At 62.5% G+C, this 12,017-nt stretch carries 10 protein-coding genes and 1 rRNA gene; 7 read left to right on the top strand and 4 right to left on the bottom strand.

All coding sequences use genetic code 11. The features are described from left to right. Nucleotides 1-209 precede the first annotated feature (209 nt). The 3 genes from rrf to OKA04_RS22115 all read left to right on the top strand — a co-directional run bounded on the left by rrf (nt 210) and on the right by OKA04_RS22115 (nt 2,427). Nucleotides 210-325: ribosomal RNA gene (rrf, locus tag OKA04_RS22125) — 5S ribosomal RNA — on the top strand. A gap of 382 nt (nt 326-707) precedes the next feature. After that, entirely contained in the window at nt 708-1,607 is a 900-nt protein-coding gene (locus OKA04_RS22120; RefSeq protein ID WP_264503401.1) for a hypothetical protein, read from the top strand. Nucleotides 1,608-1,863: 256 nt separating this feature from the next. Next, nucleotides 1,864-2,427 (top strand): DUF1802 family protein, encoded by a 564-nt coding sequence (locus OKA04_RS22115; protein ID WP_264503400.1) that lies wholly within the window; start codon nt 1,864-1,866, stop codon nt 2,425-2,427. A 6-nt stretch (nt 2,428-2,433) separates the two neighbouring features. On the opposite strand, the gene OKA04_RS22110 is transcribed toward OKA04_RS22115, so the two are convergent. The 3 genes from OKA04_RS22110 to OKA04_RS22100 all read right to left on the bottom strand — a co-directional run bounded on the left by OKA04_RS22110 (nt 2,434) and on the right by OKA04_RS22100 (nt 5,240). Then, nucleotides 2,434-3,162, bottom strand: a complete 729-nt coding sequence (locus OKA04_RS22110) for a hypothetical protein (protein WP_264503399.1) — start codon at nt 3,160-3,162, stop codon at nt 2,434-2,436. A 188-nt stretch (nt 3,163-3,350) separates the two neighbouring features. Then, nucleotides 3,351-3,701, bottom strand: coding sequence for a hypothetical protein (locus OKA04_RS22105; protein WP_264503398.1), 351 nt, complete (start codon nt 3,699-3,701; stop codon nt 3,351-3,353). 45 nt (nt 3,702-3,746) lie between these two features. Then, nucleotides 3,747-5,240 carry a malate:quinone oxidoreductase gene (locus OKA04_RS22100; RefSeq protein ID WP_264503397.1) on the bottom strand — a complete coding sequence of 498 codons (1,494 nt, stop codon included), beginning with the start codon at nt 5,238-5,240 and terminating at the stop codon, nt 3,747-3,749. 326 nt (nt 5,241-5,566) lie between these two features. On the opposite strand from OKA04_RS22100, the gene paoA reads away from it, so the two are divergent. The 3 genes from paoA to paoC are packed head-to-tail and all read left to right on the top strand — an operon-like array spanning nt 5,567 to nt 9,398. After that, nucleotides 5,567-6,214, top strand: a complete 648-nt coding sequence (paoA, locus tag OKA04_RS22095; protein WP_264503396.1) for an aldehyde dehydrogenase iron-sulfur subunit PaoA — start codon at nt 5,567-5,569, stop codon at nt 6,212-6,214. Next, a complete protein-coding gene (locus tag OKA04_RS22090) occupies nt 6,211-7,170 on the top strand; it encodes an FAD binding domain-containing protein (RefSeq protein ID WP_264503395.1) in 960 nt (319 codons plus the stop codon). Before paoA ends, OKA04_RS22090 begins: the two co-directional genes overlap by 4 nt. After that, nucleotides 7,167-9,398, top strand: coding sequence for an aldehyde oxidoreductase molybdenum-binding subunit PaoC (paoC, locus tag OKA04_RS22085; RefSeq protein WP_264503394.1), 2,232 nt, complete (start codon nt 7,167-7,169; stop codon nt 9,396-9,398). Before OKA04_RS22090 ends, paoC begins: the two co-directional genes overlap by 4 nt. A 74-nt stretch (nt 9,399-9,472) precedes the next feature. On the opposite strand, the gene OKA04_RS22080 is transcribed toward paoC, so the two are convergent. Beyond that, nucleotides 9,473-11,293 (bottom strand): hypothetical protein, encoded by a 1,821-nt coding sequence (locus tag OKA04_RS22080; RefSeq protein WP_264503393.1) that lies wholly within the window; start codon nt 11,291-11,293, stop codon nt 9,473-9,475. A gap of 258 nt (nt 11,294-11,551) precedes the next feature. Between OKA04_RS22080 and OKA04_RS22075 the strand changes: the two genes are divergently transcribed. After that, nucleotides 11,552-11,974, top strand: coding sequence for a BlaI/MecI/CopY family transcriptional regulator (locus OKA04_RS22075; RefSeq protein WP_264503392.1), 423 nt, complete (start codon nt 11,552-11,554; stop codon nt 11,972-11,974). The last annotated feature ends 43 nt before the right edge of the window (nt 11,975-12,017 follow it).

Genomic DNA, 12,017 nt, shown 5'->3' with positions numbered 1-12,017 from the left:
GCGCTCGGCTCTGAAAGTGGACGAATTGAGGTTGATTGGAATGATTTGAAAGCTCCATGCGGATGTCAGAGAGCGGTGAACATTGGCCGTTCGCCAATGGCCGGCAGCACTGCTGCCGACCGATGACGACTGGCCGAGGCCTCCGACCATTAGAGACCCAGCCCTGGGTTGGCACGACAAAGTGCGAGCGATAGAAAGCAGGGTTGTCCTCTGGTGGCCAGAGCGTGGTGGAACCACCCGGTCCCATTCCGAACCCGGAAGTGAAACGCCACAGCGCCGATGGTATTGGGACGACAGGTCCTGTGAGAGTAGGTCGCCGCCAGGTATTTGCCCGGCATCTTCGAGAGAAGGTGCCGGGCTCTTTTTTTGTGCGCACGGGTGGCCGGTTGGGCCCATGGCCTGTGTGGCACCAACGCGCTATGGCACCATGGCTGGTGGTGCTTGCCTGTCCCGGGCGGAATGAATTCCGCGTTCCCAGTGGTTTTCCGCGGCCGGTGGCCTTCCCTTTGCTGCGATGTGGGCGTTGTCGGTAGGGCGGGCAGTCAGGATGGCTTCGGGCCGGTCTGATGACCGGCGCTCCCAGGGGGGCGCCCAATGGTTGAGGGCAGCCTTAATTTGGCGAAAGCTTGAGGGCGGTGGAGGTGACGTCTTTTTGCTAGGTCCGTGCTGGATTGACGGACGGTCGTTGGATTTCGTCTTCTGCGTCCATGCGAAAGGGCGTGGCGATCTTCGTGCTGGTCCTCGGCATTTTTTCCGGAGGATTCATCGGCTATCTTGCTGGCAAGCAGGCAGGTGGTGGATCAGCTCCGGATGATCGCTTGCGGACATTGCTGCGCGAAGAATGGGAGCGGGAACTCCTGCAAAAGGAGCGAAGAAATGAGGAGGAGGCCAATGAGAGGCTGAAGCTGCGCTCGGGCAAATGGATCTCCGCAGACGGTCAGACGATGCTTTCCGCGGATGGCGAGCTCTTGGAATTCGGCGATGCTCCCGGATGGCCGGATCTCGCTAAGCACGCCTTCCTTGTCCCGGGAGATTCGAACGTCTTTTATTCTTTGAGCGGGCGCTACATCGCGCGGATCTATCATGATCGCCCGGATGAATTCGTCTTCTTCAAGAGTGATCGGAAGAGTGGAAGTTTGATCGTGCTGACGCTCTATCGCGAGGGTACCCCGCATGCGGCATCCCGCCCGCCGCTTCCGAACACGGCACCGCCGCCTCGGATTCAGGCGATCCTCGATCTGATACCGGGTATTCAGGAGAATGAATCCGTGGAGGAGATCAATCGGAAGATGGCGGAAGTCTGGAGCGGCAAGCTCGACATCATTCGGAACACGATGGAGCGGGGAGAGTCTGACCTTGAGTTCAATCTCGACGTGGAGGGGCAGTGGGTCCTGCAAAGAAGCGAGAAGGAGAATGGTGAACTCATGCGATTCAGAATCGTCCGCACTTGGGTGGAGGATCGAAGGAGCCCCGGCGGGCCGGAGGTCGAGCGGGTGGCTTATCCCTACTATGAATTCGGCAAGATCATCACCGGCCCGATGCAGTTTCATGTGGCGGGGCGGATGTCGGAAGGAGAGGGGAGAGGAATCGTGGGGGATGAGGAGTGAAAGAGCACTGGCGGGAGTCGAGAGCCTTGAAATTGAGTTGGTGCGAAATCGTGGTTCGCATCGCTCCGCGCGCGGTTGAAGCGAGGTGAAGGCGGACATCACCAGTTACCCCATGGCTCGGTGAAGAGATGGCAAGCATCGCGGAGTGGCTCCCCGACCGGTGAACCGCACGCGGAGCGTGCGGACCACGATCTTGAGGCGACGCACCCGGGTATTTTCAATTGAGCGCGGCCTTGCTCCACGCTACCTCCGCGGCATGGCAAGCGGCTTCAAGGAATGGCAGGTGGTGTGCGACGCGCTCGCGAGCGGACGGCAGGCGATCATTCTGCGGAAGGGCGGCATTCATGAGGGGCGTGCCGGTTTCTCCTTCGCGGAGGAGAATTTCTTCCTGTTTCCAACGCGCTTCCACAATCAGGACCAGTTCGTCCGGGAGGGCTCCGTCGTCGCGAAGCCGGAGTGGGTCGCCGGTGAGACCGTCACCATCACCCACCATGCCGAGGCCCTGTGGGCAAAAACACTCACAAGCTGGGACCAGGTCGCCGCGCTGGAGCCGCTGCACATCTGGACGGAGGAGACGATCCGCCAGCGCTTCGATTGGGAAGGCAAGGGCATGGCGAGCGGGAGCATCCACATCGCGCTCGTCCGGGTCGGCGAACTCGCGCAGCCGTGGGAATTCCCCTACGAGGCAAAGTACGGCGGTTGTCGTAGTTGGGTGACCCTGCCCGCGCCTCCGGAGGGTTCGCTCCCCGTCGCCAGACCGGTGCTTGGCGATGATGAGTTCGCAGCCCTGCAGGCGAAGCTCGCGGAAATCCTGGGGTGACGCCGGTCAGTCGCCGTCCTTCCGCCAAGAGGGGACTTTAATGATCCGGTCATCCTTGAGGACCTGGATACCTGGATCCGGGGATAGATCGCCGAGATCAGCGAGTTCCAAGTCGGCTCCCACGCTCCGTATCCTCCTGCTGCCGGGCTCGATCTTCAGGGGCTTTCCCGTCACCGGGTCATCGGCCACTCCATCGGAATGCTGGGTGAAAATCTTTCCCTCTCCCTCCGCCCTGAGCCAGGCGATGCAGGTTTCCATGCTTGGCTGCTGAAACAAGGTTGTGGTCAGCGCGCCATGATAAATGTCGGTGGGATGCTCTTCCAACAAGTCTCCAAGTCCGTTCGGTCGCTTGCGATAGGCATCGAGATCAGTGGCGGACGGTTTGACGACAAACCCCGGCCAATTCACCAGAGGTGCCCGTTCCCTGACCGCTTCGATGCTACCGAGTAGCTGCGATTCTCGCCTGCGGACTTCGCTTTCCTCATCGTAAGGAAGCTCCAGCAATTCACCGACGGTGAGCTTGTCAAAGGGCTCCCGCAGGAGAAAGCCGGAGGTCTGGTCCACAGGGATCTCCTGCAATATGCCCTTCGTGCCTCCTGAGTCGGAGAAGAACTGAGCTTCCCGGCGATAGACTTGGATCAGTTCCGAGCAGTCGCACGGGAATTCGCGGAGGAGAGCTTCGATCTCGGAGAGCCCGGCCTTTTGATCGGGGTGGGTTTCCCAGTCGGAGAGCATTCCATTGAACGCTATCCTCCATCCGAAGATGCCGATCACGTAGCGGATCAGGTCCGGATGGCTCTGGCGGATGAGACGGCTCCACTCCAGCAGGTCGCGACGATAGGCAAGTGCGGCGGCGCGGTCACCTCCGAGCGCGGAGCGGCGGGCAAGAATATCTGCTGCCTTGAAGACCTGTATCCACGTGGTTACTCGGAGACGTCCTTTCTACTCAGGTGCCGGGCGGGAGCTTTCAGCAACTCACGCGCCTGGCGATGGCTTGTCTCAAGTTTCTCGAAGAGTGCCGGATCTTCCACGGCAACTCCTTCTCTCAATCGCTCCGCAATCTCTCCAAGCGCGGCGATGGTGGTTTGATCGAACGGGGTAAAGCGCTTCTCAAACCGGACGATGCCATTCTCCTCATCCGGCACGTCAGGCGCATGGATCGCCAGTTCCGGACTGAGGGTGATCTTCGGCTTCTCCTCCGCGATCGTGATACCGCAGGCAGCGGCCAGAATGATAGGGCCGAGACGGAGGAGGGAGAGATGACGTGTCTTCATCGGTCGGGTTGCGGCATATCCCGCAATCCCCGTTCCGACAACTTCCTAGTTTCCCGCCAGGCCGAGCTGGCGGTCCGCCTTTTCGCGGACCTTGCGGTAGAGCGCAGGATCGTCGCGCAGGCTCTTGCCGTAGGAGGGGATCATCTTTTCGAGGCGGTCCTTCCACGAGGGCAGGCGCTTCGAGAAGCACTTGCCGAGGATGTCCAGCATCACGTCCACCGCGGTGGAGGCACCCGGCGAGGCACCGAGCAGCGCGGCAATGGAGCCGTCCGCGGAGGCGACGATCTCGGTGCCAAACTGGAGCACGCCACCCTTGTCCGCATCCTGCTTGATGATCTGCACGCGCTGGCCGGCGGTGAGGAGACGCCAGTCACCCAGCTCCGCCGCGGGGAAGAATTCCTTCAGCGCGTCCAGGCGATCCTGCGGGCTCTGCATGACCTGCTCGATGAGGTAGCGGGTCAGGTCGATGTTGTCCTTACCCACAGCGAGCATCGGCACCAGGTTTGACAGGCGCACGGAGCCTGGCAGGTCGAAGATCGAGCCGGACTTCAGGAATTTCGGCGAGAAGCCGGCGAAGGGTCCGAAGAGCAGCGTGTTCTTGCCATCGATTACCCGGGTATCCAGGTGCGGCACGGACATCGGCGGCGCGCCCACGGCGGCCTTGCCATAGACCTTGGCATGATGGCGCTCCACGATCGCGGCGTCGTCGCAGATGAGGAATTGCCCGCTCACCGGGAAGCCGCCGAAGCCCTTGCCCTCAGGGATGCCGGACTTCTGGAGCAGCGGCAGCGAGGCACCACCGGCACCGACGAAGACGAAGGGCGCGGCGATGCTGCGGTTGATGTTCTTGGAAAGGTTCCGGACGGTGAGGTGCCAGCGGCCGTCGCGCTTGCGCTTGATGTCGCGCACCTGGTGGTGGGTGGCGATCCTTACCACGTCCTTTGATGCGAGGTGATCGACCAGCGACTGGGTCAGTGCGCCGAAATTCACGTCCGTGCCCCCGGCGGCGCGGGTGGCGGCGAGAGGCTCGGACGGGCGGCGGCCTTCGAGAAGGAGCGGAGCCCACTTCCGGATGACCGAGTGGTCCTCGGAATACTCCATTTCATCGAAGAAATGGTGGCTCGCCATCGTCTCGTGGCGGCGCTTCAGGTAGGTCTGGTTTTCCTTCCCGATGACGAAGCTCATGTGCGGCACGGGCGTGATGAAGCCCTCCGGGGCCGGCAGCACGCCGCGCTCGACGAGGTAGGCCCAGAATTGCTTGGAAAGCTCGAATGCCTCGTTGATCTCGAGCGCCTTCGAGATTTCCACGGAGCCGTCCGCCTTTTCCTTCGTGTAGTTCAGCTCGCAGAGCGCGGCGTGGCCGGTGCCAGCGTTGTTCCACGGGTTCGAGCTCTCCTTGGCCACTTCCGCGAGGGCTTCCACGATCTGGATCTTCAGCGTGGGGTCGAGTTCGTGGAGCAGGACGCCGAGGGTGGCGCTCATGATGCCGCCGCCGATCAGGACGACGTCGGCTTCTGCCATGGTTTCTACGCGCTTCATGGGAAAATTCGGAGCGGCCGGATACGTGGCCTCCGGCCTCTTGGCAATCCCCGGTCGAGCGCCTTCCGCGCCAATTTTTCACAATGAAGCGTCAAATGGCCTCGCGACGCGAATGGAGGGCGCGATTCCGGGCATCGACGCGCTGTTTGAAAGGGTGCGCTGAGGCCTGATCCGGGGAGGCTCCCGGGCGCGGTTTATTCCCGTCCGGAATGCAGCAATATTGGGACATCCGGAGCAAGCGACCGATTGCGAGGCCGGGCATCGGTGGTAGCGTCGACCCTTGCGAACCGGACTCCCGGAGGCGGGGAAAACCACTGCGACGAACCATGAAAGCGAGAGATGACCACGACTTCAACAGGCGGGATTTCCTGATCACCGGCACGGCCGTGACGGCGGCGACGCTGCTGCCTCCAAAGGCCCGCGCGCAGGACGCGGTGAAGGTTCCGGCCAGTGATCCCTCGCTGATGGCAAAGGTTTCCTTCAAGGTGAATGGCGAGGCCCGCGAGCTGGAGCTGGACCGACGGACGACGCTGCTGGATGCGCTGCGCGAGCACTTGGAACTTACCGGCAGCAAGAAGGGCTGCGACCAGGGGCAATGCGGTGCCTGCACGGTGATGGTGGGCGGACGTCGCATCGCCTCCTGCCTCACCCTCGCGGTGATGCACGAGGGCAGCGAGATCACGACCATCGAGGGCCTCGGTACTCCGGAGGATCTGCATCCGATGCAGGCGGCCTTCATCAAGCACGATGGCTTCCAATGCGGCTATTGCACTTCCGGACAGATCTGCTCCGCGGTCTCCGTGCTCGGCGAGATCAAGGCCGGCATCCCCAGCCATGCGACAAGCGATCTGACGAAGCCGCCGGAGCTGACCCAAGGTGAAATCCGCGAACGCATGAGCGGGAATCTCTGCCGCTGCGGTGCCTACTCGAATATCATGGATGCGATCCAGGAAGTGGCGGGAGGTGTGAAATGAAAGCCTTCACCTACGAGAAGCCGCGCACTGCGGCCGAGGCTGCGGCTTCCGCGGCGAGCCATCCCGGAGCGAAGTTCGTCGCGGGTGGGACGAATCTCCTCGACCTGATGAAGCTAGAGATCGAGGCACCGCCTCATCTCATCGATGTGAATGGCCTGGAGTTCGACAAGATCGAGAAGCTCCCCTCGGGCGGCCTGCGCATCGGAGCGCTGGTGAGGAATACCGACCTCGCCGCGCATGAGACGATCCGCCGCGACTATGGCGTGTTGACGCGCGCGCTGGTTGCAGGGGCCACCGGGCAATTGCGGAACATGGCGACGACCGCCGGGAACCTGCTCCAGCGCACCCGTTGCCCTTATTTCTACGACTCCTATCAGGCCTGTAACAAGCGGGAGCCCGGCAGCGGTTGCGGAGCCAGGGACGGCTACAACCGCCAGCACGCCATCATCGGTGCGAGCGAAAGCTGCATCGCCACGCACCCGAGCGACATGGCCGTCGCCATGCGCCTGCTGGATGCGGAGGTCGAGACGATACGGCCGGACGGCTCCACGCGGACCATCCCCATCGCCGACTTCCACCGTCTGCCCGGAGATGCGCCGCAGACCGATACGATACTGGCTGCCGGGGAACTCATCACTGCGGTGGTGCTACCTCCGCCGCTTGGGGGCGTGCATCTTTATAGGAAGGTGCGGGACCGCGCTTCATTTGCGTTCGCACTCATTTCCGTCGCCGCGGTGATTCAGAAGGACGGCAGCGGTCGCGTCGCGCTGGGCGGCGTGGCGCATCGCCCGTGGCGTGTGGAAGCTGCGGAGGCGCTGCTGCCGAAGGGGGCGAAGGCAGTCGTCGAGGTGCTGCTGGCCGGTGCCAGGCCGACGCCGGAAAATGAGTTCAAGGTGAAACTGGTCGAGCGGACGCTGCGGTCCGTCCTAGCCGAAGCAAAACAAGCACAGTCATGAAATTCGACGCACCCGCAGGGATCAATCCCATCGACCGGCTGAAGGTGGTGGGCAAGGCGACCGACCGGATCGAAGGCCCACTCAAGGTCACTGGCAAGGCCCCATACGCCTACGAGCGGCATGATGTGGCGAAGAACCAAGCCTACGGCTACCTGCTCGGCAGCGCGATCGCGAAGGGTAAGATCCTCCGCATCGACATCGACGCAGCCAAGGCGGCGCCCGGGGTCATCACCATCGTCACGTCGGAAAATGCCGGCCAACTGGCCAAGGCGAAGATGATCCAGAATGTCGCCAAGCTTTTGGCCGGACCGGAGGTGGAGCACTATCACCAGTCCGTGGCGCTCGTCGTCGCCGAGACCTACGAGCAGGCGAGATCTGCATCGCGCTTGATCAAGGTGGACTACGAGAAGGCGGAGGGCCGCTTTGACCTCGCCGAGCAGATCAAGCAGGACGCGGGGAAGGAGCCCGCGCCGCCACCGGGTGGCGGGCCGCCGCCGGTCTATCGCACGGGGGACTTTGACGCGGCATTCGCTGAGGCACCGGTCACGCTGGATGCGACCTACAGCACGCCGGACCACAGCCACGCGATGATGGAGCCGCATGCGACCATCGCGGCGTGGGATGGCGATGAACTCACTGTGTGGACGTCCACGCAGATGGTTGCTTGGGCGGTGCGGGATTTGTCGGAGACGCTGCGGATTCCTCCCGCGAAGCTCCGTGTGATCTCGCCTTACATCGGCGGTGGCTTCGGGGCGAAGCTGCGCATTCGCAGCGACATCCTTTTCGCGGCGCTCGGTGCCCGACTGGCTCGCAGGCCGGTGAAGCTCGCGCTGGAACGTGCCCACATCATGAACAATACCGGGCATCGCGCCGCCACTGTGCAGCGCATCCGCCTGGGGTCGACCCGTGACGGGAAGCTGACCTCGATCGCCCATGAAGGATGGTCCGGCAATCTCCCGGGTGGCAGGCCGGAGAATTCCGTCGCGCAGACGCGGTTGCTCTACGCGGCGCCGCATCGCTTCATCGCCTTGCGGAAGCTCGATCTGGATCTGCCGGAGGGCGACTCGATGCGGGCACCCGGCGAGGCTCCGGGGCTGATGGCGCTGGAGATCGCGATGGATGAGATGGCGGAGAAGCTCGGGATGGACCCCGTGGAATTCCGCGTGATCAACGACACGATGGAGGACCCCGAAAAACCGGGTCGCCCGTTTTCCCATCGAGCGCTGGTCGAGTGCCTTCGCCAGGGGGCGAAGAGCTTTGGATGGGACAAGCGCCAGGCGAAGCCGGGCACGGTTCGCGAAGGACGCTGGCGGATCGGCCTCGGTGTCGCGGCGGCATTCCGGAACAACCTGCTGAGGCCATCGGCCGCGCGTGTCAGGCTTGATGGGAAAGGCATCGTGACCGTGGAGACGGACATGACGGACATCGGCACCGGCACTTACACGATCGTCGCGCAGACCGCGGCAGAGACGATGGGCGTGGCGCTGGACAAGGTGGTCGTGAAGCTGGGCGACTCGAGCTTCCCCGCCTCAGCCGGATCGGGCGGCCAGTGGGGTGCGGCGAATTCCACTGCGGGTGTCTATGCCGCCTGCATGAAGCTCCGCGGGATGCTGGCGACGAAGCTGGGCTTCGATCCCGCGGTGGCGGACTTCAGCGACGGACGCATCATCTCCGGGGAGCACCGCATCCTCATCGGTGACGTCGCGGGGAATGCCGGGCTCGTGGCAGAGGATAGCATCGAATACAACGACGCGATTTCCAACGATCAGCAGCAGTCGACCTTCGGTTCGCACTTCGTCGAGGCAGCCGTGGACATCGCCACGGGTGAGACGCGCGTGCGCCGCATGCTCGCGGTCTGCTCCGCGGGCCGGATTCTAAATCCGAAGGCCGCGCGCAGCCAGATGATCGGGGCCATGGTCATGGGCGTGGGTGGCGCGCTGATGGAGGCATGCGCCGTGGACAAGAAGCAGGGCTTCTTCGTGAATCACGACCTCGCCAGCTACGAGGTACCCGTCCATGCGGACATCCCTCACCAGGAGGTGATCTTCCTGGACGAGACTGACCCGCGGTCCACGCCGATGAAGGCAAAGGGCGTCGGGGAACTGGGAATTTGCGGAGTCTCTGCCGCGGTCGCGAATGCTATTTACAATGCCACCGGCGTCCGGGTGCGGGACTACCCGATCACCTTGGAAAAGCTGATCGCGGAAATGCCGGACGAGGATGTGTGAGATATCTGGCGGTCACGGGCGCGGGTCGCACCGCTCCCGTGGCCACTGCGCCCGGACTGCCACGCACCATGAGTTCAGATCCCGGATGGATGGTAGATTCCCACGATCGAGTGCACCGTCACATCACCTGCTGCCGTGCCCGAGATGCGCAGCACGGCATTCGTCGCGCCTCCGGGATTATGGCTTGATCCCATGATGACCTTCGCATCCGAGGTCAGGAATTCCCCGTCAAGCACGTGACTGGAACTGGAAGTCTTCGTGCGTGTGACCCGAAGGACGAATGACGTTCCATTTTCCGTCAAGCTGCCCGAATCAAACCAGTAACCGATCCCGGCGGACTCAATGCGGAGACGCTTCGTGTTGCCGTTCGCACCGAATTTTCCTCTGATCTCGTAGGTGATGCTGTCGCCGTTGTTCGGGAGGTAGGTGTCGTAGAATTGAAGCATCGCACCGTCGATCTGTGATGCCGTGGAGACCAGTGGCGCACCGGTGCCGCCGCTCGCCGCCCCTCCGGAAGAAGGTGCCCACGTATTCGACAGCGTCTGGATCATCACAGGTACTCGCCCGCGACCATTGCCGGTGTTGGCGGACAGCTTGCCATGGATGTAAGCATCGCCACCGACGACCAGGCGGTCAGAGTTTTGCTCACCGGCCACCACGCCTGAAACCGCGCCCGGCAGCTTGAGCTGGGTCATCAGGAGTTGCCCGATGGCACCAGTCGAGAGTGATGCGAGGGCGTCGTTGTAAGGCATGACCCCCAGGCCCGGTGTCTGGTCCAACTGCGGAGAATTCACCCATGCCGAATGCACGGCTACGTAGCCATCATAAGTGGCGGCCCCCTGGGTATCCCCACCTCCCTCAAGGAAGAAGTCGGTATATGGCCCGCTGGCACCGATGCGGGGGTGGGAGAATTTCCACGTCTTGCCAAGCGCGGTGATACGGCACTCGTGCTTCACCGTGTCGAGTTCGATGTTGAGCAGGTATTGCCGCTGGAATTGCATCCAGAACTGATTGGTGGGTCCCCAGTTCACATAGTTCCTCGTAGCTCCTTCGGCCACGACCGGGGTGAAATTGACGCCTCCATTTCCCAGTTCGAAAGCGGCGATGCCACTGCGATCGAAACGAAGGTGCAGCATGTCAACCGGGAGGGTCACCGGGCGTCCGTCTTCATTGATCATGTTGCTCGGGGCGAGCCCGATGGTGAAGCCATTGGTCCACAGGCCGGATGGATACGAGGCCGACGGACGCCACTCGATCACGGTGGACAGCGATGTGATCCCCTCGTCAACGGATCTCCCGAGATAATAGACCGAGCCCGGTACCGCACGCAGGGCCCCGTTTTCGATATAGGGCTTGGCCGATCCTCCGAGGTGGTGCCAGCGCCAGCCTTCGCCGATCTCGGGAGTATGGCCGGGACCGATGACGGTTCCCTCCGGCAAGCGGCCGAAGCGCTCCAGGACGGTCACGCGATTGCTCTGGGCTCCCAGCGCGGCGAGGCCCGTTGTGGCGTCCACATTCGAAAAGTCGGCCAGTGCGCCACCTGCTGCTGCGATCGCCCCGGCGGTCACGGAGGCCAGCGGAGCCACATTGTCCGGGCTCCCGTCGTCGCGGAGACGGTAGTAGGCATTGGGAAGATTCCGCGTGCGGGCGAGCACGGAGATTTCACCGCCCGTGCCTTTCACGGAGTATCCTTCGTTGTCCCACGTGGCCAGGTCCGAGCTGATCTGGATCTGGTAATGCTTCCCGACCTCGGATTGGAAGACGAGCTCCACCGCACCGTGGATGCCGGGGGTGAAGCCGCGCACTTCGCCAACTCCGATGGGATCGGCGAGACAAATCCCGGAGATGGTGGCCAGACAGGCCATCAAGCGCTTGAGCGGTAGGGTGATTGACATGGTGGGAATGATGGGCGGATGAGAGATTCAGATCGTGCTGAAATCGAGAGATAATTCGAAAAAAGCGGGCTCTCGAAGGGCGCAGGCTTCAACCCCGATCAGCCTTTACCTTGAACATCTGCGGGAGGAAAAGCCCCCGCTAGTGTCTGGGGGAGAACTCGGTGTCAGGTTCGGGATTTACGCAGACGAGGGCAATCAGTGCTGGACAGTGAAACGTGTTTGCACAAAATTGTGCGCCGTCTCCTCCGGCCCCAATACATGTCATCAAAGCGCAAGACCCTGGAATTTGAAAACCTCAGCCGCCGCGAGCGGGAAGTGATGTACGTGGTGCATCGCCTGGGTGAGGTGTCCGCAGACTCGCTGTGCGAGAATCTGGAGACCACGATGACGAATTCGGGGGCACGGCGGATCCTTGGCATTCTCCATGACAAGGGCTTCCTCGCGATGCGGAAGGATGGCAACCGCTACCTCTACCTGCCGGTGATGAATTCCTCCGAGGTGGGATTCGAGATGCTGAAGCGCACGGTGGGGAGTTTCTTCAATGGCTCGCTGTCCTTCGGCCTCGCATCCTTCCTGAAGCGGGAAAAAGGAACCCTGGCTCCGGAGGACCGGCGCATGCTGGAGGAGATCCTCCAACGGGCCGACTCGCCGAAGAAGGAAGAGGACGCAGCGAAGGGCTGAGCCTAATTTTACATCCCGCCTGACATTGTGCTGGGCGGCCCGG

The sequence above is a fragment of the Luteolibacter flavescens genome, assembly GCF_025950085.1.
Lineage (GTDB): Bacteria > Verrucomicrobiota > Verrucomicrobiia > Verrucomicrobiales > Akkermansiaceae > Haloferula > Haloferula flavescens.
This window is presented reverse-complemented; position numbering and strand designations above follow the sequence as displayed.

What these genes read in the sequence shown, in the direction of transcription:
- OKA04_RS22075 (WP_264503392.1), top strand. Translation starts at nt 11,552, where the DNA reads ATGTCATCAAAGCGCAAGACCCTGGAATTTGAAAACCTCAGCCGCCGC.
- OKA04_RS22115 (WP_264503400.1), top strand. Translation starts at nt 1,864, where the DNA reads ATGGCAAGCGGCTTCAAGGAATGGCAGGTGGTGTGCGACGCGCTCGCG.
- OKA04_RS22105 (WP_264503398.1), bottom strand. Translation starts at nt 3,701, where the DNA reads ATGAAGACACGTCATCTCTCCCTCCTCCGTCTCGGCCCTATCATTCTG.
- paoC (WP_264503394.1), top strand. Translation starts at nt 7,167, where the DNA reads ATGAAATTCGACGCACCCGCAGGGATCAATCCCATCGACCGGCTGAAG.
- OKA04_RS22080 (WP_264503393.1), bottom strand. Translation starts at nt 11,293, where the DNA reads ATGTCAATCACCCTACCGCTCAAGCGCTTGATGGCCTGTCTGGCCACC.
- paoA (WP_264503396.1), top strand. Translation starts at nt 5,567, where the DNA reads ATGAAAGCGAGAGATGACCACGACTTCAACAGGCGGGATTTCCTGATC.
- OKA04_RS22110 (WP_264503399.1), bottom strand. Translation starts at nt 3,162, where the DNA reads ATGCTCTCCGACTGGGAAACCCACCCCGATCAAAAGGCCGGGCTCTCC.
- OKA04_RS22090 (WP_264503395.1), top strand. Translation starts at nt 6,211, where the DNA reads ATGAAAGCCTTCACCTACGAGAAGCCGCGCACTGCGGCCGAGGCTGCG.
- OKA04_RS22120 (WP_264503401.1), top strand. Translation starts at nt 708, where the DNA reads ATGCGAAAGGGCGTGGCGATCTTCGTGCTGGTCCTCGGCATTTTTTCC.
- OKA04_RS22100 (WP_264503397.1), bottom strand. Translation starts at nt 5,240, where the DNA reads ATGAAGCGCGTAGAAACCATGGCAGAAGCCGACGTCGTCCTGATCGGC.